Genomic DNA, 26,892 nt, shown 5'->3' on the forward strand with positions numbered 1-26,892 from the left:
TCGGCCCAGCCGATGATCTGCGGTTCCAGGTTCAGCGCGTGCTGCACGCTGCCGGGCAAGTGACGCAGCGCATCGACGAACTCGGCTTCCTGTTCCGCGTTCAACTTGCCGCCGAGCTTGGCCAAGGTCGCGGTCAGCGTGAACAACGCGACCAGCTGCGTGGTGAACGCCTTGGTCGAGGCCACGCCGATTTCGGCGCCGGCGCGGGTGTAATACACCAGCTTGCTCGCGCGCGGGATCGCGCTCTCGGGCACATTGCAGATCGACAGGGTCTTGTCGTGGCCCAGCGACTTGGCGTACTTCAGCGCCTCCATCGTGTCCAGGGTTTCGCCCGACTGCGAAATCGTCACGATCAGCTGCTTCGGATTCGCCACCGCGGCGCGGTAGCGGTATTCGCTCGCGATCTCGACCTGGCACGGCAGGCCGGCGATGGCTTCGATCCAGTAGCGCGCGGTCAGGCCGGCGTAATAACTGGTGCCGCAGGCCAGGATCTGCACGCCTTCGACCCCGGCGAACACCGACTCGGCCTGCGCACCGAACAACTCCGCCGAGAACCCGCCGTTGTCCATCACCGCTTCGATGGTGTCGGCGATGGCGCGCGGCTGCTCGTGGATTTCCTTCTGCATGAAGTGGCGGTACGGGCCCAGCTCCAGCGAGGCCAGCGACACGTCGGAGACATGCACGTCGCGTTCGATCGCCGCGCCGGTCTGGTCGAACACGCGCACTTGCGCGCGGCTGACTTCGGCGGTATCGCCTTCTTCCAGGAAAATGACGCGGCGCGTGGCCTGCAGGATCGCCGACACGTCGCTGGCGACGAAGTTCTCGCCCTCGCCCAAGCCGATCAGCAGCGGGCAGCCCATGCGCGCGGCGATCAAGCGGCCGGGCTCGTGCTTGCTCACCACCGCGATCGCATAGGCGCCGACCAGTTCGCTGACCGCCGCCTGCACCGCCGCGAGCAGGTCCAATCCCTGCTTCTGGTGGAAGTGCACCAGATGCGCGATGACCTCGGTGTCGGTCTGCGATTCGAAGGTGTAACCGGCCGCGCGCAGACGCTCGCGCTGCTCGTCGTGGTTTTCGATGATGCCGTTATGCACCACCGCCAGTTCGCCGAAGCTGATGTGCGGGTGGGCATTGGCTTCGGTGACGCCGCCGTGCGTAGCCCAACGGGTGTGGCCGATGCCGATCTGAGCGTGGAAGCCTTCCGCCTGCGCGGCGTTCTCCATCTCGCTGACGCGGCCGGTGCGGCGCACGCGGCGCAGTTGCGCGCCGTCGAACACGGCGATGCCGGCCGAGTCGTAGCCGCGGTATTCCAAACGCTTGAGCCCATCGATCAGGACCGGTACTACATCGCGATCCGCAATCGCGCCGACGATTCCGCACATGCTGGGGGCAACTCCTTCGATGGACCGCGCCATTGTATCCGCCGGCCCTCCCGGCCATGTCCGCGCGGACACGGTGTCCGTCCGAACGGACACCCGGACGCCTGTGTCCGCCCTTTAAATTCAATAACTTGCAGTTGGCACGGGTTGTGCTTGGGTTAAGGGCAAAGTCCCTTCACCGAGTTCGAGCCGATGAGCATCCGCGACACCTCCGCGCAAGACCACCGCCTCGCCGATGCCAGCGTGCACGGCCGCCGCCGCCGGCAATGGGCGCTCGGCGCCGGCGCCGGCGTGCTGGCCCTGGGCGCCGGCGCGTGGTTGCTGTCCGGCTGGAGCGCCAGCGGTGTGTCGGTTTCGGCCGAGCGTCTGCGCATCGCCGAGGTCAAGCGCGGCGACCTGATCCGCGACATCGCCGCCGACGGCCGCGTCATCGCCGCCAACAGCCCGGTGCTGTACGCCATCGCCGGCGGCTCGGTCGATCTGAAGGTCGTCGCCGGCGACGTGGTGCGCAAGGGCCAGGTGCTGGCCGAGATCGACAGCCCGGAACTGCGCAGCAAGCTGGCGCAGGAACAGGCCACTCTCGCCAGCCTGGAAGCCGAAGCCAGCCGCGCCGAACTCGACGGCGAACTGGCCCGCTCCACCGCGCAGAAGGAACTGGATCAGGCGCAGATCGACCGCGTCGCCGCGCAGCGCGATCTGGAACGCTATCAGCGCGCCTTCGAAGGCGGCGCAGTGGCCAAGGTCGATGTCGCCAAGGCCCAGGACGATCTGCAGAAGGCCGACATCGGCCTGAGCCACGCGCGCGAGGACATCGGCCGCCAGGGCCGCAGCGCCAACCTGGACGCGCGCAACAAGCGCCTGCTGGCCGATCGCCAGCGCGCGATCGCCACCGAAGCGCAGCGCCAGGTCGAAGCGCTGACCCTGCGCGCGCCGTTCGACGGCCAGGTCGGTCAGGTGCAGGTCGCGCAGCGCGCCAACGTCGCGATCAACGACCCGGTGCTGAGCGTGGTCGATCTGAGCGTGTTCGAAGTCGAGATCAAGGTGCCGGAGAGTTTCGCCCGCGATCTGGCCATCGGCATTCCGGCGCAGATCACCAACGGCAACGGCGAGCCCTTCGCCGCGCAGATCTCGGCGGTGTCGCCGGAAGTGGTCAACGGCGAAGTGGTCAGCCGCCTGCGCTTCAAGGACAAGCAGCCGCCGGGCCTGCGCCAGAGCCAGCGCCTGAGCGCGCGCATCGTGCTCGACACCCGCCGCAACACGCTGATCGTCGAACGCGGACCGTTCCTGGAACAGTCCGGCGGCACCAGCGCTTACGTCGTCAACAACGGCATCGCCACGCGCCGCCCGATCCGCACCGGCGCCAGCAGCCTGAGCAATGTGCAAATCCTCGAAGGCCTGCAGCCGGGAGACCGCATCGTCGTCTCCGGCAGCGACCAGTTCGCCAACGCCCAAACCGCCCGTATCTCTGGAGAATGATCATGAACGCCGCCAACAACGCCTACGACTTCGCCCCGCAGTGGAACGCCCAGCAACTGGCCGACGCGGTCCCGCTGCGCCTGCATCAGCTGATCGATTTCGATCAGGCCCGCGATGCCGGCAACGCCCGCAGCGCCAACGCCGAAACCGCCGCGCGGCGCAATTCGCGCCTGGGCCGTTACCTGACCGCTTGCGCGCTGCCGATGTTCGCGGTTCGCTGAGTGATCGGCGCGACACGCGGGCCCGCTGTCGCCTGAGCTCGTCATTCCCGCGCAAACGGGTTCCGCTTTCGCGGGAATGACGAGCCAGGCGCAGAACTGGCCCCACCCACATTCGAACTGCCCTTATCTACCGAGAACGATCATGAACGCAGCCAACAACGCCTACGACTTCGCCCCGCAGTGCAACGCCCAGCAACTGGCCGACGCGGTCCCGCTGCGCCTGCATCAGCTGATCGATTTCGATCAGGCCCGCGATGCCGGCAACACCCGCAGCGCCAACGCCGAAACCGCCGCGCGGCGCAGCTCGCGCCTGGGCCGTTACCTGACCGCTTGCGCGCTGCCGATGTTTGCGGTTCGCTGAGTGATCCGCGCCGGAATGTTCGCCGACTCGCACACGCTTTCGTTCGTCATCCCCGCGAAGGCGGGATCCAGGGCTTTATCCAGGCATTACGCTGAAGTCTCTGGATCCCCGCCTTCGCGGGGATGACGGCAAAAGCCGGGCAACGAAGCGAACGATCAGAAGTACACATCCAATAACGAATCAAGCAAGGACTACCTCATGCTCGACATGCGCCAGGTCACCAAGGTCTATCGCACCGAACTCGTCGAAACCCATGCACTGCGCTCGCTGGATCTGCACGTGCGCACCGGCGAGTTCGTCGCGGTGACCGGGCCGTCGGGCTCGGGCAAGACCACCTTCCTCAACATCGCCGGCCTGCTGGAAACCTTCAGCGGCGGCGAATACAAGCTCGATGGCGAAGATGTGAGCGGCCTGTCCGACGACGCCCGCTCGCGCCTGCGCAACCAGAAGATCGGCTTCATCTTCCAAAGCTTCAACCTGATTCCCGACCTCAACCTGTTCGACAACTGCGACGTGCCGCTGCGCTACCGGCGCATGCCCGCGGCCGAACGCAAGCAGCGCATCGAACAGGCGCTGACCCAGGTCGGCCTGGGCTCGCGCATGCGCCACTACCCGACCGAGTTGTCCGGCGGCCAACAGCAGCGCGCCGCGATCGCGCGCGCCCTGGCCGGTTCGCCTCGCCTGTTGCTGGCCGACGAACCCACCGGCAACCTCGACTCGCAGATGGCGCGCGGGGTGATGGAACTGCTCGAAGAGATCAACGGCCAGGGCACCACCATCATCATGGTCACCCACGATCCGGAACTGGCCGCGCGCGCGCAGCGCAACGTGCACATCGTCGATGGCATGGCCACCGACTTGAGCGCCGTGCCCAGCCTGATCCGCGCGCCGATGTCGGCCGAGCCCGCGGCCGCCGACACCGGCGCCGACACCACCACCGTCTGAGGTCGCGAGCATGCCCGGCAACAGCCAGTTCGCCTATTACTTCCAGCTCGCCTTGCGCAGCTTCAAGCGCAACATGGTGCTGACCGCGTTGATGGTGCTGGCCATCGCGCTCGGCATCGGCGCGGCGATGACCACCTTGACCGTGTTCCACGTGCTGTCCGGCGATCCTCTGCCGAACAAGAGCGGGCAGATCTTCCATCCGCGCATCGATCCGCGCCCGATGGACGATTACAGCCCCGGCGACGAGCCGCACGACGATTTCACCCGCTTCGACGCCGAAGCCCTGCTGCGCGAGAAGCGCGGCGACCGTCAGGCGCTGATGTCCAGCGGCGCCGTCGCCATCGAGCCGCGCAGCAACGGCATGCCGCCGGTCCGTCAGGACTCGCGTTTCACCTCGGCGGATTTCTTCACCATGTTCGAAGCGCCGTTCGAGTACGGCGCGCCCTGGACCGCGCAAGACGACGCCGGACGCGCACGCGTGGCGGTGATCGGATCGGAGCTCAACAGGAAACTGTTCGGCGGCGGCAACAGCGTGGGCAAGTCGCTGTGGCTGGACAAGCACGAGTTCCGCGTGATCGGCGTGATCAAGCAATGGCATCCGCAGCCCAATTTCTACGACCTCAGCGTCGAACGCGGTTTCGGCGAGCCCGAAGAGTTGTTCCTGCCGTTCAGCACCTCCCGCGATCTGCGCATGGACGCGCAAGGCAATGTCGATTGCTGGGGCGAGAACAATAAGGACGAGGAAGGCAACCGGAGCCTCAGCGCCAAGTGCGCCTGGGTGCAGTACTGGGTCGAGCTGCGCACGCCGCAGAAAGTCGATGAATACCGCCGCTATCTGAGCAACTACGTCGCCCAGCAGCGCAGCGCCGGCCGCTTCGAACGTCCCACCGCGCCCAAGCTGGACAGCATCATGCAATGGCTGGACTTCAAGCGCGTGGTGCCCGGCGACGTGCGCCTGCAGGTGTGGCTGGCGTTCGGCTTCCTGCTGGTGTGCCTGCTCAACACGGTCGGCCTGTTGCTGGCCAAGTTCCTGCGCCGCTCCGGTGAAATCGGCGTGCGTCGCGCGCTAGGCGCGACCCGCCGCGCGATCTTCGCCCAGTGTCTGGTCGAAGCCGGCACCATCGGTCTGGCCGGTGGTCTGCTCGGTCTGCTGCTCGCCCAGCTCGGCCTGTGGGCCGTGCGTCAACAGCCGGTGGCCTACGCCGCACTGGCCCGGCTGGACATGAGCATGTTGTTCACCACCTTCCTGCTGGCCATCGCCGCCAGCGTGCTGGCCGGGCTGCTGCCCGCCTGGCGCGCTTGCCAGGTCACGCCCGCCATCCAGCTCAAGAGCCAGTGAGGCCACGCATGGACATCCGCCCCATCCTGACCACGTTGCGCCGGCACAAGACCGCCGCCGCGCTGATCGTGTTCGAAGTCGCGCTGACCTGCGCGATCATCTGCAACGCCGTGTTCCTGATCGAAAACCGCATCCAGCGCATGCAGCGCCCCAGCGGCATGGTCGAGAACGAACTGGTGCGCGTGGCGATCCGCGGCATCAACGCCAAGGGCGACAAACAGGCGCAGACACATGCGGATCTGGCGCTGCTGCGCTCGCTGCCGGGCGTGAAGGCCGCGACCGTCGTCAATCAGGTGCGCTACGGCGATTCGTCCTGGAACAGCGGCATCAATCTGAGTTCCGATCAGAAGGTTCCGACCACCAGCATCTCGACCTATCTGAGCGACCCGCAGTTCATCGAGACCATGGGCCTGAAGCTGATCGCCGGGCGTAACTTCAACCCGGAAGAAATGATCAACTACGCGAAGGCCCGCGAACCCGGCGCCAACTATCCGGTGCCCTCGGCGATCATCACCCGCGCGCTGGCCGAGAAGCTGTTCCCCGGCCAGGACCCTCTCGGCAAATCGTTCTACTCCTGGGGCGATGCGCCTACCCATGTGGTCGGCGTGGTCGAACACCTGATGCGCCCGAACGATGGCTTCGGCCTGGGCTCGGCGGAGTATTCGGTCATCTTCCCGATCGAGATGAGCTTTGATGACGGCATCTATCTGCTGCGGGTCGACCCTTCGCAACGCCAGCAGATCCTCAAGTCCGCGGGCGAGGCGCTGGCCAAGAACGGGCCGTTGCGCATCCTCAGCGACAAGAACGCTCTCGTCGAAAGCATGGCCGACAAGTACCTGCAGACCGATCGCTCGATGGTCTGGCTGCTCAGCGCGGTGTGCATCGCCCTGCTGATCGTGACCGCGCTGGGCATCGTCGGCCTGGCCAGCTTCTGGGTCCAGCAGCGCACCAAGCAGATCGGCGTGCGGCGCGCGCTCGGCGCGACCCGCGGACAGATCCTGCGCTACTTCCAGACCGAGAACTTCCTGTTGACCAGCATCGGCATCGTCCTGGGCATGGCGCTGGCGTTCGCGATCAATCTGGCGCTGATGAAGTACTACGAACTGCCGCGGCTGCCGGCGGTGTACCTGCCGATGGGCGCGCTGTGCCTGTGGCTGCTGGGCCAGTTCGCGGTGTACGGACCGGCGCGCCGCGCGGCGATGGTGCCGCCGGCGCTGGCGACGCGTTCGGCCTGACCGGTCGCGCTCGCGGCCGGGCTCCGGCCCGGTCGCGGGCGGCGATCGCCGCGGCCGCATCGCGGTTACATCTCACAACGCCGCTCGCGCGCCTGTCCCAAAAGTCAGCTGCTGGCGCCGCGCGGATTCAGGCAAGCTGCGCCACCGATGCCGCCTTCGCCGTATCTGTTTACTTGCCCCCTGTCCGGCCGCCCGGGCGGGATCGGGACGACGCGACCGGCTTCGTCCCCGACCGACACCACGGAGATCACCATGAGCCCTTCGTTCCCGCATCGCGCCTCTGCCCGCATCACCGTCCTGTCCGCGGCGCTGATCGGCGCGGCCTGTTTGTCGGCCGCGCACGCGGCGAAGCCGTCCGCCGCCGCGCCCGCCGCCGTCGCGGTCAGCGCCACCGATGTCGCCTCGCGCCTGAAAGCCTTCAACGCGCTGATGGACGAGCAGTGGGAAGGCATGATGCGCGAGCTGCCCGAGCAGGCCAGCTTCTTCGGCGACTACCGTTACAACGATGCCTGGAGCGATTTCTCGCTGGCCGGCGCGCAGCGCCATAACCAGGCCACGCGCGCGCTGCTGGCGCGCTTCAAGGCCGTGGACACGCGCGGCTTCCCGGAAAGCGATCTGCTCAACCACCGGCTGATGGTGCGCTGGCTGGAGAACGATCTGCAGGGCTACGCGCTCAAGACCCATGAAATGCCGCTGGACCAGTTCAACGGCACGCACCTGATCCTGACCATCATGGTCAAGGCCTTCCCGTTCAACGACACCCAGCAGTACGACGATTACCTCAAGCGTCTGCGCGAGATTCCGCGCATTCTCGACCAGGTCACGCAAGTCGCGCGGCAGGGCGCCAAGGACGGGCTGATGCAGCCGCGCTACCTGCTCGACAAGGTCGCCGCGCAGTGCAACGGCATCGCCGACGCCGCCGGCGAGGACAACGTCTTCGCCGCCTCGCTGAAGAAATTCCCCGACAGCGTGCCGGCGGCCGAACGCGAACGCCTGCGCAAGCAGATCCTGGAAGCGGTCGATCAGCAGGTGCGTCCGGCCTATCGCCAGCTGGCCGAGTTCGTCAGCAAGGAATACGCGCCGCAGGGCCGCGAGCAGTACGGCGTGTGGTCGCTGCCCGGCGGCGACGGCCTGTACCGCTATGCGATCGAGCAGTTCACCACCTCTTCGACCCCGCCCGAAAAGATTCACCAGCTGGGCCTGAGCGAAGTGGCCCGGATCGAGAAAGAGCAGACCCGCATCGCGAAGACGCTGGGCTACGCCGATCTGAAGACCATGCGCGAGGCCGTCGCCGCCGATCCCAAGCGCCATGCCACCTCGCGCGAGCAGATTCTGGATCTGTATCGCGAATATCTGGCGAAGATGGAAACCAAGCTGCCGGAACTGTTCGCCACCCTGCCGACCACCCAGGTGCAGGTGCAGTCGGTGGAAGCCTGGCGCGAGAAGGAAGCCTCGGCCGCGCAGTACATGGCCGGCACGCCGGACGGCAAGCGGCCGGGCCTGATCACGGTCAACACCGGCGAACCGGAAAAGCGCCTGCTTACCACCATCGAAGCGGTCGCCTACCACGAAGGCGTGCCCGGCCATCATCTGCAATTGTCGATGTCGCGCGCGCTGCCGGAGCTGCCGAAGTTCCGCACCCTGCTCGGCCAGACCGCTTTCATCGAAGGCTGGGGCCTGTATTCGGAAGACCTGGGCAAGGAAGTCGGGTTCTACCAGGACCCGTACAGCGACTTCGGCCGGCTCTCGCAGGAACTCATCCGCGCCAATCGCCTGGTGCTCGACACCGGCGTCCACTACAAGCGCTGGACCCGCGAGCAGATGGTGCAGTGGATGCGCGATCACTCGGACATGGAAGAACCCAATATCCAGGCCGAGGCCGATCGCTACATCGCCTGGCCCGGTCAGGCCCTGGCCTACAAGATGGGTCAGCTGAAAATCCGCGAGCTGCGCGCGCGCGCGCAGGCCAAGCTGGGCAAGCGCTTCGACCGCCGCGTCTTCCACGACCAGATCCTCGGCGGCGGCGCTTTGCCGCTGCGCGAGCTGGAAACGCGGATCGATGCGTGGATCGCGGCGACCCAGCGCGGCGCCGCGGTCAAGGCCGCGAAGTAAGCGCATCGTGAGCGCGCGAGGCCTGTTCGCCCACCGCGACAGGCCTCGCCGCCGCGCGGGCGATTCGCCGCCCCGCTTCGCCGCTGGCATACTCGGCACGGCCGAATCGCGGGCATTCGGCTCTTTCATCACAACGGAACTCTGATGCGCACGGTCCTGGTCATCGACGACAACCCGGCGGTCGGCACCGCGCTGGATCTTCTGTTCGGTTTGCGCGAGATCCAGGTGGTCACCGCGCAATCGCCCGAGGAAGGCCTGGAGCGGCTCGCCCGCGAGGATATCGGCCTGGTGCTGCAGGACATGAACTTCACCGCCGACACCACCTCCGGCGAAGAAGGCGTGGCGCTGTTCCGCGCGATCCGCGCGCGCTATCCGGACCTGCCGATCATCTTGCTGACCGCGTGGACGCACCTGGACATCGCGGTGGATCTGGCCAAGGCCGGCGCCGCCGATTACCTGGCCAAGCCCTGGGACGATCAGAAACTGCTCGCCAGCGTCGAGAACCTGCTCGAACTGAGCAACAGCACGCGCGAGGTCTCGCGCCTGCACGAACAACGCCGCCGCGCTCATCGCGAACTGGAAGCGCGCTACGACCTGCGCGGGCTGGTGTTCGGCTCCGAGCCGCTGGCGCGGGTGATCGAGCTGGCCTGCCATGTCGCCCGCGCCGACGTGCCGGTGCTGATCACCGGGCCTAACGGCGCCGGCAAGGAAAAGATCGCCGAGATCGTCCAGGCCAACTCCGCGGTCAAGTCCGGCCCGTTCGTGACCTTGAACTGCGGCGCGCTGCCCACCGAACTGATCGAAGCGGAACTGTTCGGCGCGGATGCCGGCGCCTACACCGGCGCCAACAAGATGCGCGAGGGCAAGTTCGAAGCCGCCGACGGCGGCACCTTGTTCCTGGACGAAATCGGCAACCTGCCGCCGGCCGGGCAGATGAAATTGCTGCGCGTGCTGGAAACCGGCCGTTTCGAGCGCCTGGGCTCCAATCGCGAGCGTCAGGTCAAGGTGCGGGTGATCAGCGCGACCAATGCCGACCTGCCGGCGATGATCCGCGACGGCCGCTTCCGCGAAGACCTTTATTACCGCCTCAACACCATCCAGATCGACCTGCCGCCGCTGGCCGACCGCCGCGACGACGTGTTGCCGCTGGCGCGCTTCTTCCTGCGCGACAACCCGCTGGCCGCCGGCAAACGCCTGGGCGAAGACGCCGAACGCGCACTGCTGGCCCATCACTGGCCCGGCAATGTGCGCGAGTTGCGCAACACCTTGCAGCGCGCGGCGCTGCTGGCGCGCGGCGACAGCATCGGCGCGGCCGATCTCGGCCTGCCGGCGGCGCCGGCGCCGACCGCTGCGGCGGTCAACGGCGGCGACGAACTCGACCGCGCCAGCATCGAAGCCGCGCTCGAACGCGCCGGCGGCGTGCTGGCCCAGGCCGCGAGCGAGTTGGGGCTGTCGCGCCAGGCGCTGTACCGTCGCCTGGAACGGCTCGGCATCAAGCGCGACTGAGGAGCGATCATGCGCCGGCTACCCTTGAGTCTGGTGTTCAGTGCGATCGCGCTGGCCTATCTCGCGGTCGGCGCGGCGGCGACCTTGTGGCTGTCGCAGTATCTGGCGCGGCCGTGGCTGGCGCTGGCGATCGTGCTGGCGGTGCTGACGCCGCTGCTGGTCTATCAGGTGCGGCGCGCGTTCGCGCCGATGAATTCGCTGTTCCGCGCCCTGGCCGGCTCGGTCGCCAGTTACCGCGACGGCGATTATTCGATCAGTTTCAACTGGCCCGGCAAGGGCGATCTGGGCGATCTGGTCGCCAGCCACAACAGTCTGGGCGACGCCCTGCGCGAACAACGTTTGAGTCTGGTGCAGCGCGAACTGCTGCTCGACACGATGGTGCAGAACACGCCGGTGGCGATGATGCTGGTCGATCCGTCGCGGCGCATCGTCCACGGCAATCTGGCCGCGCGCAAGATGCTCGGCGAAGGCCGGCGCCTGGAGGGCCAGGACTTCCAGGAATTGTTGTCGCGCGCGCCGGTGCCGATGCAGGAAGCCATCGAGCGCGGCGGCGACGGCATGTTCAGCGTCGGCGATATCGAGAACGAAGAGATCTACCACCTGTCGCGGCGCATCTTCCGTCTCAACGGCCGCGCTCACGAACTGGTGTTGCTGCGCCAGCTCACCGCGGAACTGCGCCGGCAGGAAGTGCAGACCTGGAAGAAGGTGATCCGGGTGATCAGCCACGAGCTCAACAATTCGCTGGCACCGATCGCCTCGCTCGCCCATTCCGGTGCCGAGCTGGTGCGGCGCGGCCAGTACGAACGGCTGCCGACCGCTCTGAAGACCATCGAAGAACGCGCGCGCCATCTGGAAGGTTTCATCCGCGATTACGCCCGTTTCGCCAAGCTGCCCTCGCCGCGGCTGGAGCCGATCGAATGGTCGCGCTTCGTCGAGCAACTGCGCAGTCAGGTGGATTTCGCCTACGACGGCGTGCAGGGCGACGCGATCGCGCGGGTGGACGTGGCCCAGCTCGAGCAATGCCTGATCAATCTGCTCAAGAACGCGCACGAATCCGGATCGCCGGCCGATGAAGTGCGGCTGCAGTTGCGGCGGGTGCAGGATGCCTGGCGCATCGACATTCTCGATCGCGGCACCGGCATGAACGATGCGGTGCTATCCAACGCGCTGCTGCCGTTCTATTCGACCAAGCGCAACGGCACCGGCCTGGGACTGGCGCTGGCGCGCGAGATCGCCGAGGCGCACGGCGGCCGCATCGCCCTGCTCAATCGCGACGGCGGCGGCCTGTGCGTGTCGATGGTGTTGCCGGATTGATCGCGAGGCGGGGCGGATCGCTCCGCAGCGCTCAACCTGTGGCCTGATCAGCCGGTTTTTTTCGCTGCGGCTTGCCGGCGCTTGGCCGCGCGCACCCGTTCGGCCGATTGCGCCGCGTGCGCCTGCAGGATCGCCGGCAGCAATCCGGGGAAGCGCTGTTCGATATCGGCGCAGCGCGTGGTGTTGTGCATCTCCACGCCGCGGCGCTCGCTGCGGATCAGCCCGGCCTCGCGCAGGGCGCGAAAATGCAGGGACAGCGTGGACTTGGGGATGTCGCGGTCGCTGATCTGCAGGAAGTTCGAGCAGTTCATGGCGCAGGCCGACCCGGCGATCTGGGCATAGATCGCCGCGCGCACGGGGTCGGACAGTGCGTGGAGAACCCCCTCCACGGTGATGTCCTCGATCGAGGGGTGCACCAGCGGTTTCATGGCGCCATCTTATCGGCCCTTGATTTCTAGTTCAATAGTTCATATGTTTTGAACTATTGGAATTTAACCCCGCTTCACCCACCCCCAAAGGAATCAAACCGTCATGAGCAACAAACTCGCAGGCAAGGTCGCCCTGGTCACCGGCGCATCCAAGGGCATCGGCGCGGCCATCGCCAAATCGCTGGCCGCGCAGGGCGCGTCGGTCGCGGTCAACTACGCCTCCAGCAAGGCCGGCGCCGACGCCGTGGTCGCGGCCATCGAAGCGGCCGGCGGCAAGGCCATCGCCGTGCAGGGCGACGTATCCAAGGCCGCCGACGCCAAGGCCATCGTCGATGCCACGATCAAGCAATTCGGCCGTCTCGACACCCTGGTCAACAACTCCGGCGTCTACGCATTCGCGCCGCTGGCGGAGATCACCGAGGAACAGTTCCACCAGCAGTTCAACGTCAACGTGCTCGGCCTGCTGCTGACCACCCAGGCGGCGTCGCCGCATCTGGGCGAAGGCGCCAGCGTCATCAACATCGGCTCGGTCGTCAGCCGCATCACGCCGCCCGACAGCGCGGTCTACACCGGCACCAAGGGCGCGGTGGACGCGATCACCGGCGTGCTTTCGCGCGAACTGGGCCCGCGCAAGATCCGGGTCAATTCGCTCAACCCGGGCATGATCGAAACCGAGGGCACGGTGTCGGCCGGCTTCATCGGTTCGGACTTCGAAACCTGGGCGGTCGGACAGACGCCGCTGGGCCGCATCGGCCAGCCCAACGACATCGCTTCGATCGCGGTGTTCCTGGCCTCGGACGATTCGTACTGGCTCACCGGCGAGCAGTTGCTGGCCGGCGGCGGTACGCGCTGAGGTAAGGCGAACGTCCGCGATCGCGGAGGTTCGATCCATCGCGCTGCGCGCCGCGGTTTCGATCGCGGCGCGCAGCGCGTTTGTTCGTATTGGCGATACAGCGATGTTCGATGCGCGGTCTGTGCGACATCGCAATCGACAAGCGATGGCATCGCGCATTCATAACATCGCAGCCGCGGGCGACGCCGCCCGAATCACCCTCGCCGCAATGGCCGGGTAAGCGATCCTTGGTATCGCGACGAAGTTGCGCACGTCATCGCATCGCGCGCGAAGCATTGAATCTACGATCGTCGATGTAGGGGAGTGGCCTTCGTCTCCGTTTCTAGACAGGAGGGTTATGAACCTCAATCGCGACAGGACGTTCGCGCCCGTCAAATCGAATGTTTTTTCCAAAAAACAGAACAGGAGATTCGCCAATGCTTCGCAAATCTACGCTTTTGGCCGCCGGTCTAATGGCATTCCTTGCAAGTTTCGCGGCTTCGGCGCGCAACGTCGTATTCCTGAACAATCCATCGCCGCAAGACGTGAAAGACGTCGGGCACTATGTCGTCACAAGCACCGGCAAGCCGTTCTTCTCCGACCTGGTGCTGTTCGCCGCCAACATCAACGGCAGCACGCCCAACTCGCCCGTGCTGTACTACAACTCGGAGATGAGCGCGATCCTGAAGGACAACATCGACATCGTCCGGCAGTTGCAGGGGAAGGGCATCAAGGTGCAGATCTCGTACCTGGGCAACCATCAGAACGCGGGCTGGTCGTGCAACATGAGCTCCAGCGCGGCGACCAAGCTCGGCAACGCGATGGTGGCCGAGGTGGTGAAGTACGACCTCAACGGCATCAGCGTCGACGACGAATACTCCTCCTGCTCGGGCAACGCGACCGCGTTCTATAACGTGCTCAAGGCGATCCGCGCCAATACGTATTTTTCCGGCAAGACCTTGAGCAAGGCGCTGTGGTCGGACTCGCAGTATTTCAGCGCGCCCACCAACGCGGCCACCAAGCTCACCGAAGGCTATGAGATGACCTACGGTGGCAGCGTCAGCTATCTCACGCCGTATGTCGGCTACGGCATGCTGAAGAGCAATTTGTTCCTGGGCATCTCGCCGCAGTTCAGTTCGGCCTCGCAAGCCGGGACGATCGCCGGCAGCGTGTCCAGCAACGGCTATCAAGGCGTGATGATCTGGGCACCGAACGCCTTCCTCAACACCACCACGGCCGCCGCGTACTACACGCAGATCATCAAGGCGCAGGTGGGCTCGACCGAGACGGTGACCTACGTTCCCTGATCGCACTCGCCGAAAGGCAACGCATTAATCGATAGCGTTCGACGATGGGCCCCGCCGCGACATCGGCGGGGCGTATCGGAAACCCGGGACGCCGATCGGCGTCCCGAGTCTTCGCAACGAACGGTTTGCTCGGAGCCTCGCGCCCCGCCGCCGTTCAGCCCTGCGGCTTTTTCTTGACCGGCCGCTTCCAGCCTTCCACCGTGGTCTGGTGCGCGCGCGCCACGGTCAGCTGATCCGCCGGCGCCGGTTTGGTGATGACCGAGCCGGCGGCGATGGTCGCGTTGCTGCCGATCGTCACCGGCGCCACCAGCGAGGAATTGGAGCCGATGAAAGCGCCGTCCTCGATCGTGGTCACCGACTTGTTCACGCCGTCGTAGTTGCAGGTGATGGTGCCGGCGCCGACGTTGACGCCAGCGCCTATCACCGCGTCGCCCAGATAGGTCAGATGGTTGGCCTTGCTGCCCACGCCGATCTTCGCGTTCTTGGTCTCGACGAAATTGCCCACGTGCGCGCCGTCGGCGAGCACGGTGCCCGGACGCAGGCGCGAATACGGGCCGATCTGCGCCGCGCCTTCGACCACCACGCCGTCGAGATCGCAATGCGCGCGCACCAAGGTGCCGGCGCCGAGCTTGACGTCCTTGAGCCGGCAGAACGGCCCGATGATCACGCCGTCGCCGAGTTCCACCGTGCCTTCCAGCACGACGTCGACATCGATCTCCACATCCTGGCCGACGCGGACCTCGCCGCGCTGGTCGAAACGCGCCGGATCGGCCAGGCGCGCGCCCTGCACGCACAGCGCGCGCGCGGCGCGGCGTTGGTAAGCGCGTTCCAGTTGGGCCAGCTGCCACGGATCGTTGGCGCCTTCGACTTCGATCGGATCGGCCACGTGGACCATTTCCGCCGGGCTGTATTCGGCGGCGGCGGCGGCGAACACGTCGGTGAGGTAGTACTCGCCCTGCGCGTTGTCGTTGCCCAGCCGGTCCAGCCAGCGCCGCAGCGGTTCGCCGTCGGCGACCAGGATGCCGGTGTTGACGGTGCGGATCTCGCGCTGTTCTTCGTTGGCGTCCTTGTGCTCGACGATGCTGCCGACCCGTCCTTCGGGATCGCGCACGATGCGGCCGTAGCCGCTGGGATCGTCCAGGTCGGCGACCAACACCGCCAGACGTCCCGGCGAGTCCAGCAGCGACTGCAACGTCTGCGCGGTAATCAGCGGCACGTCCCCATACAGCACCAGCACCCGCGCGTCCTGCGGCACGCCCGGCATCGCCTGCTGGACGGCGTGGCCGGTGCCCAGGCGTTCGGCCTGCTCGGCCCAATGCAGATCCGGCTGGCCCTGGAAGGCCTGCCGCACCTGTTCGCCGCCGTGACCGTAGACGACATGGATGCCGGCCGGGCGCAGCGCGCGCGCGGTGTCGATCACCTGGGCCAGCATCGGCCGGCCGGCGATCTTCTGCAGCACCTTGGCCGTCGCCGACTTCATGCGCTTGCCCTCGCCCGCGGCGAGAATGACGATGTGCAACTGGTTCATCGACTCATGAGCCATGTATGAAACCTTCCTTACATTCGGTTGCTTGACGTGGGCCCCCCGTCAGGGCCGAATCTTACCAACTGCCTTACTCAGGACTATGCATGCCCGCTGAGCGCGCTTCCCGGCGGACCGCCGCGCTGGTCGCCCTATTCTTCACCGCGATCGCCACCATCGCGCTGCGCCAGGACGCGAACTGGGATCTGCGTAACTATCACCTGTATACGCCGTTGGCATGGCTGGAGGGCCGGCTGGCGGGCGATATCGCGCCGGCGCAGCTGCAGAGCTGGCACAACCCGATCGTCGATATCCCCTTCGCGCTGATGGTCCGCGCCGGCCTGGGCGGCGTGCCGATCGCGATCTGGCTGGCGGTTCCCAGCCTGCTGGCGCTGTATTTCGGCCTGCGCCTGCTGGATACGCTGATGCCGGCGCAGCGCAGCCGCGCGCGCACCTGGATCGCCGGTTTCGTGGCGATCACCGGCGCGGCGGTGTATCCGGGCACGGCGGCGATCTTCAACGACCATATCGTGGCCGCGTTCATGCTCGGCGCGCTGTTGTGGCTGGCGCAGTCGCAGCAGCGGCGCGGGCCGGTCGCGACCTGGCTGCCGATCGGGCTGATGGCCGGCGCCGCCGCCGGCTTCAAGCTGACCGGCGTGACCTATTGCCTGGGCTTCATCGCCGCGGCCGCGGTTGCCGGGCCGGTGCGGCAGTTGCCGCTGCGCATCGGCGCGCTGGCGGTCGGCGGCAGCGTCGCCGCAGCGCTGTGCTGGGGGCCGTGGGGCTGGTATTTGTGGCAGCACCACGGCAATCCGCTGTTCCCGTATTTCAATCAATGGTTCCTGTCGCCCGACACCATCGCCGATTCCTGGCGCGACAAGCGCTATCTGCCCGAGAGCGCGGTCGAGGTCCTCGACGCGCCGCTGCGCCTGCTGCGCCGCAGCCGCGACTTCTCCGAACCGCTGCTGGCGGACCCGCGCGTGCTGCTGGGCCTGTGCGCGCTCGCCGCGTGGCTGTGGCTGCGCGGCGATCGCCGCATCGACGCGGCGCAAGCCGATCCAGGCCTCATCGCCGCCGAGCAAAACGCCGCCGCGCTGCGCTGGCCGCTGCTGGCTTTCGTCGCGGTCGGCTATTTTTCCTGGTTGACCTTCTACGGCATCTACCGCTATCTGCTGCCGCTGGAGCTGTTGTTCTCGCTGCTGATCGTCGGCGTCGTGTCGATGCTGTTCGCCAAGCGCTGGACGCGCACCGCGATGCTGATCGCGATGGTGCTGGTGATCGCGCCGACCAAGCATCCCAACTGGGGCCGCGACCCGTTCCGCTCGCCGATGATCGAGGTGGCCTTCCCGGCCTTGCCCCAGGGCAGCATCGTGCTGACCAGCACCGAGAATCCGATCGCGCATGCCGTCGCCTTCCTGCCGCGCGAGGTGCCGGCGATGGCGATCCGCAACAACTTCATGGACCCGCAGCGCTGCACGCGCCTGCAAGAACGCGTGGAGCGCACCGTCGCGACCCACCCCGGCCCGTTGTGGCTGCTGCGCCCGGTGCGCGTGGATCACCCCGCCGCTGAGCGCATGGCGTTGTACGGCCTCAGCGTCGGCGGCGCCTGCCTGCCGGTCGCCGACAGCCTGGCCGAGATCGAACTGTGCCCGCTGGCGCGCGCGCCGTTCGCGCCGATTTGCGTGGCGGGGAAATAGAACTCGCCGCCGCTGCATTGATGAGTGCGTGGCCGCCGGCCGTCGTCGCGATTCGATCGCGCGACGGCGGCGCTGCGCGCTGAGCGCGCGAGGCTTACTCCGACTTGCGATGCACCACTTGGTCGGTAATCAGCCGCAGGATTTCGTTCGAGCGCCGATTCACCGTATCCAGAATCAATCCGGTGGCGAGCAGGATGAACGCGGTCAGCGCCAAGGCCGCGGCGAGCACCGCAGTCGAAGGATGGCTGACTTCGCCGGTCAAGCTGAACTCGTGGAACACGAAGGCGCCGAAACCCAGGCTGGCCAATCCGGCCAGCAATGCGGCGCTGCCGAAGAACAGCAGCGGGCGCAGGTCCTTGTAGAGAAAACCGATGGTGCGCAGCACGCGGAAACCGTCGCGGAAGGTGCTGAGCTTGGATTCGCTGCCTTCCGGGCGCACGCCGTAGGGCACGGTGCGCTCGCTCAGCACGAAGGCGTTCGCCATCGCGAACACGGTCATCTCGGTTTCGATTTCGAAGCCGCGCGAGAGCACCGGCATCGATTTGACGAAGCGGCGCGAGAACGCGCGATAACCGGAAAGCACGTCGCGCACCGGCTGGCCGAACAAACGGCCGATGCTCCAGCGCACCAGCTTGTTGCCGAAGCCGTGGAAGCGCCGGAACGAGGCGCTGTCGTGCTGTTCCAGGCGCGTGCCCACCACCATGTCGGCGTGGCCTTCGATGATGTCTTCGAGTAGTTCGCCGGCGTGGTCGGCCGGATAGGTGTCGTCGCCGTCGACCATCAGATAGACGTCGGCCTCGACCTCGCGGAACATCGCCCGCACCACGTTGCCCTTGCCCTTGGCCGGCACCCGGTACACCCGCGCGCCGGCCTGGCGCGCCAGTTCGGCGGTGCCGTCGGTGCTGGCGTTGTCGAACACCCAGATGTCGGCCTGCGGCAGCGCGCGGCGGAAATCGGCGACGACCTTGGCCACCGTGCGCGCTTCGTTGTAGCAGGGGATCAGTACCGCGCTGCGCACTACCGCCACTCTCGATATCCGGATCGCGCGATGGTACAGGGTCTGTCGTGGAGCGTCTGGCTAGAATACGGCCATGACCGAAGCCGCCCCCGCCCTGCCATCGCGCCCGCTTTCGCCATGCCCGCCGCCGCGTCCGGCCGCCGGGGCGCGCGCGTGAGCCTGTCCCGGCAGGGCCGCAATTACCTGATCTTCGGCGCGCTGCAGTACTGCGTGGACTGGAGCGTGATGGTCGGCCTGAGCCACCTGGGCATGCCGGTGGAAGCGGCCAATCTGGCCGGCCGCATCAGCGGCGCGATGCTGGGGTTCTGGCTCAACGGCCGCTTCACCTTCGCCAGCGAGAACACCGCGGTCGGCAAGCGCCAGTTCGGCCGCTTCGTGATGCTGTGGCTCGGCACCACCCTGGTCAGCACCTGCGCGATCAGCCTTATCGACACCTACGCCGGGCTCAAGTGGACCTGGGCGGCGAAGCCGGTGATCGAGGTGATACTGGCCGGCGTCGGGTTCCTGGTGTCGCGGCACTGGGTGTATCGCCGCTAGCCGCGCGAAGCCGCCGCGGCGGCGCGTGCGCCTGAAACGAAAAACGCCGGCGCGAGGCCGGCGTTTTCGTAAGCGGCGATGTATCGCCGGCTCAGTGCTTCATGTTCTTGCGCAGACGCTCCAGCGCCTGCAGCTGCGCCATCGCTTCGGCGAGCTTGGCTTGAGCTTCGGCGACGTCCATCTGCGGGCCGCGGTTGGCCAGCGCGCGTTCGGCTTCTTCCTTGGCGGCGCGCACGGCGGCTTCGTCGATGTCCTGCGCGCGGATCGCGGTGTCGGCCAGCACGGTCACGACCTGCGGCTGCACTTCCAGGATGCCGCCGGACACGGCGAAATCCAGGTGTTCGCCGTTGGGCAGGGTCACCACAACCTTGCCCGGCTTCAGGCGCGTGATCAGCGGCGCGTGGCGCGGCGCGATGCCGAGTTCGCCGATCTCGCCGGTGGCGACGAGCAGCGTCGCCTCGCCGTGGAAGATTTCTTCCTCGGCGCTGACGATGTCGCAACGGAACGTAGTGGCCATGTCTTTCTCGCTTTGCTCGTTCGACGGGAATCGGGAATGGGGAATGGGGAATCGTCTAAAGCCGCGATGGCCGACGCTCCGCTCTTACGATTCCCGACTCTCGACTCCCAATTCCCAAGACGCCGTCAGGCGTCTCAGCCCACGCCCATCTTCTTGGCCTTCTCGACCGCTTCTTCGATGCCGCCGACCATGTAGAACGCCTGCTCCGGCAGGTGATCGTACTCGCCGTCGCAGATGCCCTTGAAGCCGCGGATGGTGTCCTTCAGCGACACGTACTTGCCTTCGGCGCCGGTGAACACTTGCGCGACGAAGAATGGCTGCGAGAAGAAGCGCTCGATCTTGCGCGCGCGCGACACGGCGGTCTTGTCTTCTTCCGACAATTCGTCCATGCCCAGGATCGCGATGATGTCCTTGAGCTCTTTGTACTTCTGCAGCGTCGATTGCACGCGGCGCGCGGTGTCGTAGTGCTCGGCGCCGACCACGTTCGGGTCGAGCTGACGCGAGGTCGAGTCGAGCGGATCCACGGCCGGGTAGATACCCAGCGCGGCGATGTTACGGCTCAACACGACGGTGGCGTCGAGGTGGGCGAAGGTCGTCGCCGGCGACGGGTCGGTCAGGTCGTCCGCGGGCACGTACACGGCCTGGATCGAGGTGATCGAACCGGTCTTGGTCGAGGTGATGCGTTCCTGCAGCACGCCCATTTCTTCCGCCAGCGTGGGCTGGTAACCCACCGCCGACGGCATGCGGCCGAGCAGCGCCGACACTTCGGTGCCGGCCAGGGTGTAGCGGTAGATGTTATCGACGAAGAACAGCACGTCGCGGCCCTTGCCGCTGGCGTCCTTTTCGTCGCGGAAGTACTCGGCCATGGTCAGGCCGGTCAGCGCGACGCGCAGGCGGTTGCCCGGCGGCTCGTTCATCTGGCCGTACACCATCGCGACCTTCGAGTCCTTGAGGTTCTCGAGCTGGATGACGCCGGCTTCGGCCATCTCGTGGTAGAAGTCGTTGCCTTCGCGGGTGCGCTCGCCGACGCCGGCGAACACCGACAGACCCGAGTGCGCGCGGGCGATGTTGTTGATCAGCTCGAGCATGTTGACCGTCTTGCCCACGCCGGCGCCGCCGAACAGGCCGACCTTGCCGCCCTTGGCGAAGGGGCACATCAGGTCGATGACCTTGATGCCGGTTTCCAGCAGATCGTTGCCCGAGGACTGGTCGGCATAGGCCGGAGCCGCGCGGTGGATTTCCCAATGCTCGGTGGCGTCGATCGGACCGGCTTCGTCGATCGGCTCGCCGAGCACGTTCATGATGCGGCCCAGCGTGCCCGCGCCGACCGGCACGGCGACCGGACGGCCGGTGTTGGTGGCGATCAGGTTGCGCTTGAGACCGTCGGTGGAGCCCAGCGCGATCGCGCGGACGATGCCGTCGCCGAGCTGCTGCTGCACTTCGAGGGTGATGGCGGTGTTCTCGACCTTCAACGCGTCGTACACCTTCGGCACCGACTCGCGCGCGAACTCGACGTCAACGACCGCACCGATGATCTGAACGATCTTGCCCTGGCTGCTCATCTTTGATTCCTCAGTAACTTTCAAATGCTGCTCGTGGTCGCAGGCCTCAGGCCGCGCCCACCGGATGGATTAGACCGCCGCGGCGCCGCCGACGATTTCGGAGATTTCCTGCGTGATCGCTGCCTGGCGGGCCTTGTTGTAGACCAGGTTCAAGGTGCCGATCAGCTTGGTCGCGTTGTCGCTGGCCGACTTCATCGCCACCATGCGCGCGGCATGCTCGGACGCCACATTCTCCAGCACCGCCTGGTACACCAGCGACTCGATGTAGCGCGTCAGCACGTGTTCGAGCACGGTCTGCGCATCGGGTTCGTAGATGTAGTCCCAATCGTGCTTGGCGACCTGCGTCTCCGGCGCCGGCAGCGGCAGCAGCTGATCGAACGCCGCGCGCTGGGTCATCGTGTTGACGAAGTCGTTGTAGCTCAGGAACACGCGATCGATGGTGCCGGCGCTGTAGGCGTCGAGCATGACCTTGATCACGCCGACCAGCTGCTCCAGATGCGGCTGGTCGCCCAGATGGGTGACCGAGGCCAGCATGTTGACCTTGATGCGACGGAAGAACACCGAGGCCTTCTGGCCGATGGTGACCACATCGACCTCGACGCCCTGCTCCTGCCACTTGCGGATTTCGCCGAGCAGCTTGCGGAACAGGTTGTTGTTGAGGCCGCCGGCCAGACCGCGGTCGGAGGACACGATCACATAGCCCACGCGCTTGGGATCCTTGCGCTCGACCATGTACGGATGCTGGTAGTCGGTGTTGGCCTGGGCCAGATGACCGATCACCTGCTTGATCACGCGCGCATACGGGCGCGAGGTCTTCATCCGATCCTGCGCCTTGCGGATCTTGGAAGCCGAGACCATTTCGAGCGCGCGCGTCACCTTGCGGGTGTTCTGCACGCTCTTGATCTTGGTTTTGATTTCTCTGCCGCCGGCCATTACTCGCTCCGCTCGTGGGAATAGGGAATCGTGAGTCGGGAATCGCAGGAGCCGGTGCGGGTTTCCCCGATTCCCGACTCCCTATTCCCGATTCCCGGCTTTACCAGGTCCCGGTCTGCTTGAACTCTTCGATGCCCTTCTTGAAGGCGCCTTCGATTTCGTCGTTCCAATCGCCGCTGGCGTTGATCTTGTTGACCAGCTCGCCGGCGGTATTGGTGAAGTGCGCGTGCAGCGCCTCTTCGAACGCGCCGATCTTGTTCACCGGCACATCGTCCATGTGGCCCTTATCGACCGCGTAGATCGACAGCGACTGCAGCGCGATCGACATCGGCGCGTACTGCTTCTGCTTCATCAGCTCGGTGACGCGCTGACCGCGTTCGAGCTGCTTGCGGGTGGCTTCGTCCAGGTCGGAAGCGAACTGCGCGAACGCAGCCAGCTCACGGTACTGGGCGAGCGCGATACGGATGCCGCCGGAGAGCTTCTTGACGATCTTGGTCTGGGCGGCGCCGCCGACGCGCGACACCGAGATACCGGCGTTCACGGCCGGGCGGATGCCGGCGTTGAACAGGTCGGTTTCCAGGAAGATCTGGCCGTCGGTGATCGAGATCACGTTGGTCGGCACGAACGCGGACACGTCGCCGGCCTGGGTTTCGATGATCGGCAGCGCGGTCAGCGAACCGGTCTTGCCCTTCACTTCGCCGTTGGTGAACTTCTCGACGTAGTCGGCGTTCACGCGAGCGGCGCGCTCGAGCAGGCGGCTGTGCAGATAGAACACGTCGCCCGGGTAGGCTTCGCGGCCCGGCGGACGGCGCAGCAGCAGCGAGATCTGACGGTAGGCCACGGCCTGCTTGGACAGATCGTCGTACACGATCAGCGCGTCTTCGCCGCGGTCGAGGAAGAACTCGCCCATGGTGCAGCCCGAGTAGGCGCTGATGTACTGCATCGCGGCCGATTCCGACGCGGTCGCGGCGACCACGATGGTGTGGGCCAGGGCGCCGTTTTCTTCCAGCTTGCGCACCACGTTCGAGATCGAGCTGGCCTTCTGGCCGATCGCGACGTAGATGCACTTAATGCCGGTGCCCTTCTGGTTGATGATCGCGTCGATCGCCATCGCGGTCTTGCCGGTCTGACGGTCGCCGATGATCAGCTCGCGCTGGCCGCGGCCGATCGGGATCATGGCATCGACGGTCTTGTAACCGGTCTGCACCGGCTGATCGACCGACTTGCGCCACAACACGCCCGGAGCGACGCGCTCCACCGGAGCGCTGAGGGTCGCGCCGATCGGACCCTTGCCGTCGATCGGCTCGCCGAGCGCGTTGACCACGCGGCCGAGCAGTTCGCGGCCGACCGGCACTTCCAGGATGCGGCCGGTGGTCTTGGCGACGTCGCCTTCGCCCAGGTGTTCGTAATCGCCCAGCACCACGGCGCCGACCGAGTCGCGCTCCAGGTTCAGCGCGAGTGCGAAGGTGTTGTTCGGCAGTTCGATCATTTCGCCCTGCATCACGTCAGCCAGGCCGTGGATGCGCACAATGCCGTCGGCGACCGAGGTGACGGTGCCTTCGTTGCGCGCTTCGGCGGCCAGCTTGACCTTCTCGATGCGGGTCTTGATCAGTTCACTGATTTCGGACGGGTTGAGCTGGGTGCTTGCCATTGTCGTTTCCTTGGTCCTGCATCGCGATGGGGCGACGCGCGGGTGCTTTCTTTTGGTTCGGGAGTCGGGAATCGAGAGTCGGGAATCGGAAGCGCTTGTGCTTCGACAATTCCCTACTCCCTATTCCCTATTCCCGGCTTAACCGGCCAATGCCGTCTGCAGACGCGCGAGCTTGCCCTTGAGCGAGCCGTCGATCACCACGTCGCCTGCATCGATCACCGCGCCGCCGATCAGCGATGCGTCGACCGCCGTCTCGACTTCGACCTGGCGGCCGAAGCGCTTGATCAGCGCGGCCTTGATCGCATCGAGTTCGGCCGCGGGCAGATCGCTGGCGGAAGTGACCTTGGCCTTGACCACACGGTCGGCTTCGGCGCGCAGTTGTTCGAACATGCCGGAGATTTCCGGCAGCAGCGACAGACGGCGGTTGTCGGCCAGCAGCGCCAAGAAGCGCTGCACGGTCTCGTCCGCGCCATCGATCGCGACCAGGGCAACGGCGTCGCCGGAGGTCAGCTGCGGATGACCGAGCAGCGACTGCACCTGCGGATCGGCCGAAACGCGCGCCGAAAAGGCGAGCGCTTGCGACCAGTCGCCGGGGCGGCCGGCTTCGCGCGCCAGCGCGAATGCAGCGCGGGCGTACGGACGGGCGAGGGTGAGGTTCTGGCTCATCGCGTTGGGCTATCCGATCAGATTTCTGCGGCGAGCTCGTCGAGCAACGCCTTGTGGGCGTTGGCGTCGATTTCGCGCTTGAGCAGCTTTTCGGCGCCGGTCACGGCCAGCGCGGACACCTGCTTGCGCAGATCCTCGCGGGCGCGGTCGGCCGCCGCGGCGATTTCGGCATCGGCCAGCGCCTTCAGACGCGTGCCTTCGACCATCGCATCGGTCTTGGCCTGATCGACGATCTGATTGCCGCGCTGATGAGCCTGGTCGATGACTTCGTTGGCCTTGGTACGAGCCTCGCGCACGATCTCGTCCGCCTGCGCCTTGGCCTGCTGGATGAGAACTTCGGCGCCTTCAGCGTTCGCCAGACCTTCGGCGATCTTCTTCTGGCGCGCTTCGATCGCTGCGTTCAGCGGCGGCCAAATGAACTTCATCGTGAACCATACGAGGATCGCGAAGGAGAGCATCTGACCGAAGAAAGTCATGTTGGGATTCATGACGGGTCCTCGACGTTACTTACGTTGGGCCGGCGAGCGCCGGCCCGGATTGCCGAGTCGCGCCCCGATCGGGGCACGGCTCTGCCTGATCAGCCGGCGACGCCGGCGGCCTTGACGGCTTCGATCAGCGGGTTGGCGAACGCGAAGAACAGGGCAACGGCGAGGCCGATGATGAACGCGGCGTCGATCAGACCGGCGAGCAGGAACATACGGCCCTGCAGCATCGGCACCAGCTCCGGCTGACGCGCGGCGGATTCGAGGAACTTCGAACCCATGATCGCGATGCCGAGGCAAGCGCCCAGCGCGCCCAGACCGATGATGATGCCGATCGCGATCGCGGTCAGACCCTGAACGTTGGCGATGAACTCCATGGTGCTTCTCCTGGTAGAGGTAGTGCTAAACGGTGAAGGGAAAACGAATAAGGGGCGGTGCAGCGGGTGAGGCGGCTTGAATCAATGGCTTTCGCGGGCGCCTGCGATGTAGACGACCGTGAGGATCATGAAGATGAAGGCCTGCAGCAGGATGATCAGGATGTGGAAGATCGCCCATGCCGCGTTGGCCAGCACGCCGGGCAGGAAGGTGTAGACGCTTCCCATCAGGCCGGCGATGAGCATGAACACCAGCTCGCCGCCGTACATGTTGCCGAACAGTCGCATCGCGAGCGAAACCGGCTTCACCAGCCACTCGATGATGTTCATGATCAGGTTGACCGGGACCAGCACGATCTTCATCACGCCGTGCGCGTGGAACGGCGCGGTGACCAGTTCCTTGCCGAAGCCGCCCACGCCCTTGGCCGAAACCGCGTGGCCGATCAGGATGAAGAACACCGAGGCCGAGATCGCGAAGGTGGTGTTGAGGTCGGCGGTCGGCACGGCGCGGAAATACGTGTGGTGCGCCGCTTCCGCGCCGGCGGTGGTGTGCACCAGCCAGCCGAACAGATCCAGCGGCAGCAGGTCCATCGTGTTCATGAACACGACCCACATGAAGATGGTCAGCGCCAGCGGCGTCACCGAACGGCGGTCGCCGTGGAAGGTGTCTTTGACCTGGCCGTCGATGAATTCGAGGATGATCTCGACGAACGCCTGGCCTTTGCTGGGAACGCCCGCCGTCGCCTTGCGCGCGGCCAGGCCGAACCACAGGATGAACACGAGACCGAGCACCAAAGCCACGATCCACGAGTCGAAGTTGAACTTCGACAACGCCTCGCTGCCAAAGACCTCACTGGTGTTGTGGGTCAAATGGTGCTTGATGTATTCGTTCAGGCCGCCCGAACCGGTCTGTTCACTCACGAAAGACACCTTATCGTTTCAGAAGATTGGCCAGTACGAAGGCCAGCGTCGCCGCCAGCAATCCCACCAGCATTGGTAGCGGCGGCAGATGCCACCGGGCCATACCGAGCCCGAGAACCATCAATACCGCCACCCACTTGAATATGACTCCGGCCAACAACCGACCCATCGCCATCCCGGCCGGTTGCACGCCACCCCCCAATGCCATCCTGGCCGCGACGAAGCTGCCAGCTACCGCCGCGCCGCCGCCCACCGCTGCCGCCAGCGCATGCATCGCGCCGAGGGAGAAGAAGGCCAGCGAGGCCAGCGCCGTTGCGCCGGCTTGCCAGGCAATCGCGCGCGACGCCAGCCGGCGGCCTGCGGACATTGGATCGTGCACGCGGGTCTCGTCGGTCTGGGGTTGGCGCTGCAAAGCGCCCGGTAGAGCCGCAAAAGTATAGAACGCGGGCGACTTTGCGGCAACCGGCGGCAGTCACGGGACCGCCATAGGCCGGATGTTGCTTAGTCACCACGGCGATCGCGTCCGGTTTCATGGCCGCAACTATGAGGCGAGCGGC

26 protein-coding genes are annotated in these 26,892 nt (G+C 66.2%); 13 read left to right on the top strand and 13 right to left on the bottom strand.

What is annotated here, in order from left to right:
- The coding region (gene glmS, locus AB4Y92_RS23705; RefSeq protein ID WP_441821862.1) for a glutamine--fructose-6-phosphate transaminase (isomerizing) at nucleotides 1–1,382 on the bottom strand (1,382 nt) is incomplete at its 3' end.
- Nucleotides 1,383–1,571: 189 nt separating this feature from the next.
- Here glmS and AB4Y92_RS23710 point away from each other — a divergent pair.
- From AB4Y92_RS23710 to AB4Y92_RS23750, 9 genes are all read left to right on the top strand, one after another.
- Entirely contained in the window at nucleotides 1,572–2,855 is a 1,284-nt protein-coding gene (locus AB4Y92_RS23710) for an efflux RND transporter periplasmic adaptor subunit (protein WP_441821863.1), read from the top strand.
- A 2-nt stretch (nucleotides 2,856–2,857) separates the two neighbouring features.
- On the top strand, nucleotides 2,858–3,076 hold the full coding sequence (locus tag AB4Y92_RS23715) for a hypothetical protein (RefSeq protein WP_386792026.1): 219 nt from the start codon (nucleotides 2,858–2,860) through the stop codon (nucleotides 3,074–3,076).
- A 142-nt stretch (nucleotides 3,077–3,218) separates the two neighbouring features.
- Nucleotides 3,219–3,437, top strand: a complete 219-nt coding sequence (locus AB4Y92_RS23720; RefSeq protein ID WP_441821864.1) for a hypothetical protein — start codon at nucleotides 3,219–3,221, stop codon at nucleotides 3,435–3,437.
- Between the two features lie 198 nt (nucleotides 3,438–3,635).
- Entirely contained in the window at nucleotides 3,636–4,382 is a 747-nt protein-coding gene (locus tag AB4Y92_RS23725) for an ABC transporter ATP-binding protein (RefSeq protein WP_441821865.1), read from the top strand.
- Nucleotides 4,383–4,392: 10 nt separating this feature from the next.
- Nucleotides 4,393–5,721 (top strand): ABC transporter permease, encoded by a 1,329-nt coding sequence (locus AB4Y92_RS23730; RefSeq protein WP_441821866.1) that lies wholly within the window; start codon nucleotides 4,393–4,395, stop codon nucleotides 5,719–5,721.
- Nucleotides 5,722–5,729: 8 nt separating this feature from the next.
- Complete coding sequence (locus tag AB4Y92_RS23735) at nucleotides 5,730–6,956, top strand: ABC transporter permease (RefSeq protein WP_441821867.1); 1,227 nt, start codon at nucleotides 5,730–5,732, stop codon at nucleotides 6,954–6,956.
- Nucleotides 6,957–7,208: 252 nt separating this feature from the next.
- Entirely contained in the window at nucleotides 7,209–9,068 is a 1,860-nt protein-coding gene (locus tag AB4Y92_RS23740) for a DUF885 domain-containing protein (RefSeq protein ID WP_441821868.1), read from the top strand.
- A gap of 144 nt (nucleotides 9,069–9,212) precedes the next feature.
- Complete coding sequence (locus AB4Y92_RS23745; protein WP_441821869.1) at nucleotides 9,213–10,574, top strand: sigma-54-dependent transcriptional regulator; 1,362 nt, start codon at nucleotides 9,213–9,215, stop codon at nucleotides 10,572–10,574.
- A gap of 9 nt (nucleotides 10,575–10,583) precedes the next feature.
- The gene (locus tag AB4Y92_RS23750; RefSeq protein WP_441821870.1) at nucleotides 10,584–11,888 is read left to right on the top strand and encodes a sensor histidine kinase; all 1,305 of its coding nucleotides are present in this window, start codon (nucleotides 10,584–10,586) and stop codon (nucleotides 11,886–11,888) included.
- Between the two features lie 47 nt (nucleotides 11,889–11,935).
- Here AB4Y92_RS23750 and AB4Y92_RS23755 read toward each other — a convergent pair whose 3' ends face one another.
- Nucleotides 11,936–12,316, bottom strand: coding sequence for an ArsR/SmtB family transcription factor (locus AB4Y92_RS23755; RefSeq protein ID WP_441821871.1), 381 nt, complete (start codon nucleotides 12,314–12,316; stop codon nucleotides 11,936–11,938).
- A 103-nt stretch (nucleotides 12,317–12,419) separates the two neighbouring features.
- Here AB4Y92_RS23755 and AB4Y92_RS23760 point away from each other — a divergent pair, with 103 nt between their 5' ends.
- Nucleotides 12,420–13,169 carry a glucose 1-dehydrogenase gene (locus tag AB4Y92_RS23760; protein ID WP_441821872.1) on the top strand — a complete coding sequence of 250 codons (750 nt, stop codon included), beginning with the start codon at nucleotides 12,420–12,422 and terminating at the stop codon, nucleotides 13,167–13,169.
- A gap of 452 nt (nucleotides 13,170–13,621) precedes the next feature.
- Nucleotides 13,622–14,455, top strand: a complete 834-nt coding sequence (locus AB4Y92_RS23765; protein WP_441821873.1) for a hypothetical protein — start codon at nucleotides 13,622–13,624, stop codon at nucleotides 14,453–14,455.
- Between the two features lie 154 nt (nucleotides 14,456–14,609).
- Here the strand turns inward: AB4Y92_RS23765 and glmU are convergent, their stop codons facing one another.
- On the bottom strand, nucleotides 14,610–15,983 hold the full coding sequence (glmU, locus tag AB4Y92_RS23770; protein ID WP_441821902.1) for a bifunctional UDP-N-acetylglucosamine diphosphorylase/glucosamine-1-phosphate N-acetyltransferase GlmU: 1,374 nt from the start codon (nucleotides 15,981–15,983) through the stop codon (nucleotides 14,610–14,612).
- A gap of 101 nt (nucleotides 15,984–16,084) precedes the next feature.
- Here glmU and AB4Y92_RS23775 point away from each other — a divergent pair, with 101 nt between their 5' ends.
- Nucleotides 16,085–17,674 (top strand): hypothetical protein, encoded by a 1,590-nt coding sequence (locus AB4Y92_RS23775; protein ID WP_441821874.1) that lies wholly within the window; start codon nucleotides 16,085–16,087, stop codon nucleotides 17,672–17,674.
- A gap of 94 nt (nucleotides 17,675–17,768) precedes the next feature.
- Here the strand turns inward: AB4Y92_RS23775 and AB4Y92_RS23780 are convergent, their stop codons facing one another.
- Nucleotides 17,769–18,701, bottom strand: a complete 933-nt coding sequence (locus AB4Y92_RS23780; RefSeq protein ID WP_441821875.1) for a glycosyltransferase — start codon at nucleotides 18,699–18,701, stop codon at nucleotides 17,769–17,771.
- A 144-nt stretch (nucleotides 18,702–18,845) separates the two neighbouring features.
- Between AB4Y92_RS23780 and AB4Y92_RS23785 the strand changes: the two genes are divergently transcribed.
- Nucleotides 18,846–19,229, top strand: a complete 384-nt coding sequence (locus tag AB4Y92_RS23785; RefSeq protein ID WP_057945240.1) for a GtrA family protein — start codon at nucleotides 18,846–18,848, stop codon at nucleotides 19,227–19,229.
- Nucleotides 19,230–19,320: 91 nt separating this feature from the next.
- Here AB4Y92_RS23785 and AB4Y92_RS23790 read toward each other — a convergent pair whose 3' ends face one another.
- The 9 genes from AB4Y92_RS23790 to AB4Y92_RS23830 all read right to left on the bottom strand — a co-directional run bounded on the left by AB4Y92_RS23790 (nucleotide 19,321) and on the right by AB4Y92_RS23830 (nucleotide 26,702).
- Nucleotides 19,321–19,746: a F0F1 ATP synthase subunit epsilon gene (locus AB4Y92_RS23790; protein ID WP_441821876.1), complete on the bottom strand. Its 426-nt coding sequence runs from the start codon at nucleotides 19,744–19,746 to the stop codon at nucleotides 19,321–19,323.
- A gap of 134 nt (nucleotides 19,747–19,880) precedes the next feature.
- A complete protein-coding gene (atpD, locus tag AB4Y92_RS23795; protein ID WP_441821877.1) occupies nucleotides 19,881–21,308 on the bottom strand; it encodes a F0F1 ATP synthase subunit beta in 1,428 nt (475 codons plus the stop codon).
- Nucleotides 21,309–21,377: 69 nt separating this feature from the next.
- Nucleotides 21,378–22,241 carry a F0F1 ATP synthase subunit gamma gene (gene atpG / locus AB4Y92_RS23800; protein ID WP_441821878.1) on the bottom strand — a complete coding sequence of 288 codons (864 nt, stop codon included), beginning with the start codon at nucleotides 22,239–22,241 and terminating at the stop codon, nucleotides 21,378–21,380.
- A 100-nt stretch (nucleotides 22,242–22,341) separates the two neighbouring features.
- Nucleotides 22,342–23,892 carry a F0F1 ATP synthase subunit alpha gene (gene atpA / locus AB4Y92_RS23805; protein WP_235111622.1) on the bottom strand — a complete coding sequence of 517 codons (1,551 nt, stop codon included), beginning with the start codon at nucleotides 23,890–23,892 and terminating at the stop codon, nucleotides 22,342–22,344.
- Between the two features lie 138 nt (nucleotides 23,893–24,030).
- Entirely contained in the window at nucleotides 24,031–24,558 is a 528-nt protein-coding gene (locus AB4Y92_RS23810) for a F0F1 ATP synthase subunit delta (RefSeq protein WP_441821879.1), read from the bottom strand.
- A 17-nt stretch (nucleotides 24,559–24,575) separates the two neighbouring features.
- Complete coding sequence (locus AB4Y92_RS23815; protein ID WP_057941562.1) at nucleotides 24,576–25,046, bottom strand: F0F1 ATP synthase subunit B; 471 nt, start codon at nucleotides 25,044–25,046, stop codon at nucleotides 24,576–24,578.
- An 89-nt stretch (nucleotides 25,047–25,135) separates the two neighbouring features.
- Entirely contained in the window at nucleotides 25,136–25,417 is a 282-nt protein-coding gene (gene atpE, locus AB4Y92_RS23820; protein ID WP_215056699.1) for a F0F1 ATP synthase subunit C, read from the bottom strand.
- Between the two features lie 81 nt (nucleotides 25,418–25,498).
- On the bottom strand, nucleotides 25,499–26,335 hold the full coding sequence (gene atpB, locus AB4Y92_RS23825) for a F0F1 ATP synthase subunit A (RefSeq protein ID WP_441821880.1): 837 nt from the start codon (nucleotides 26,333–26,335) through the stop codon (nucleotides 25,499–25,501).
- Between the two features lie 10 nt (nucleotides 26,336–26,345).
- Nucleotides 26,346–26,702, bottom strand: coding sequence for a hypothetical protein (locus AB4Y92_RS23830; protein ID WP_057941561.1), 357 nt, complete (start codon nucleotides 26,700–26,702; stop codon nucleotides 26,346–26,348).
- Nucleotides 26,703–26,892 lie beyond the last annotated feature (190 nt).

It is taken from the genome of Lysobacter sp. TAB13 (assembly GCF_052113885.1).
Lineage (GTDB): Bacteria > Pseudomonadota > Gammaproteobacteria > Xanthomonadales > Xanthomonadaceae > Lysobacter > Lysobacter gummosus.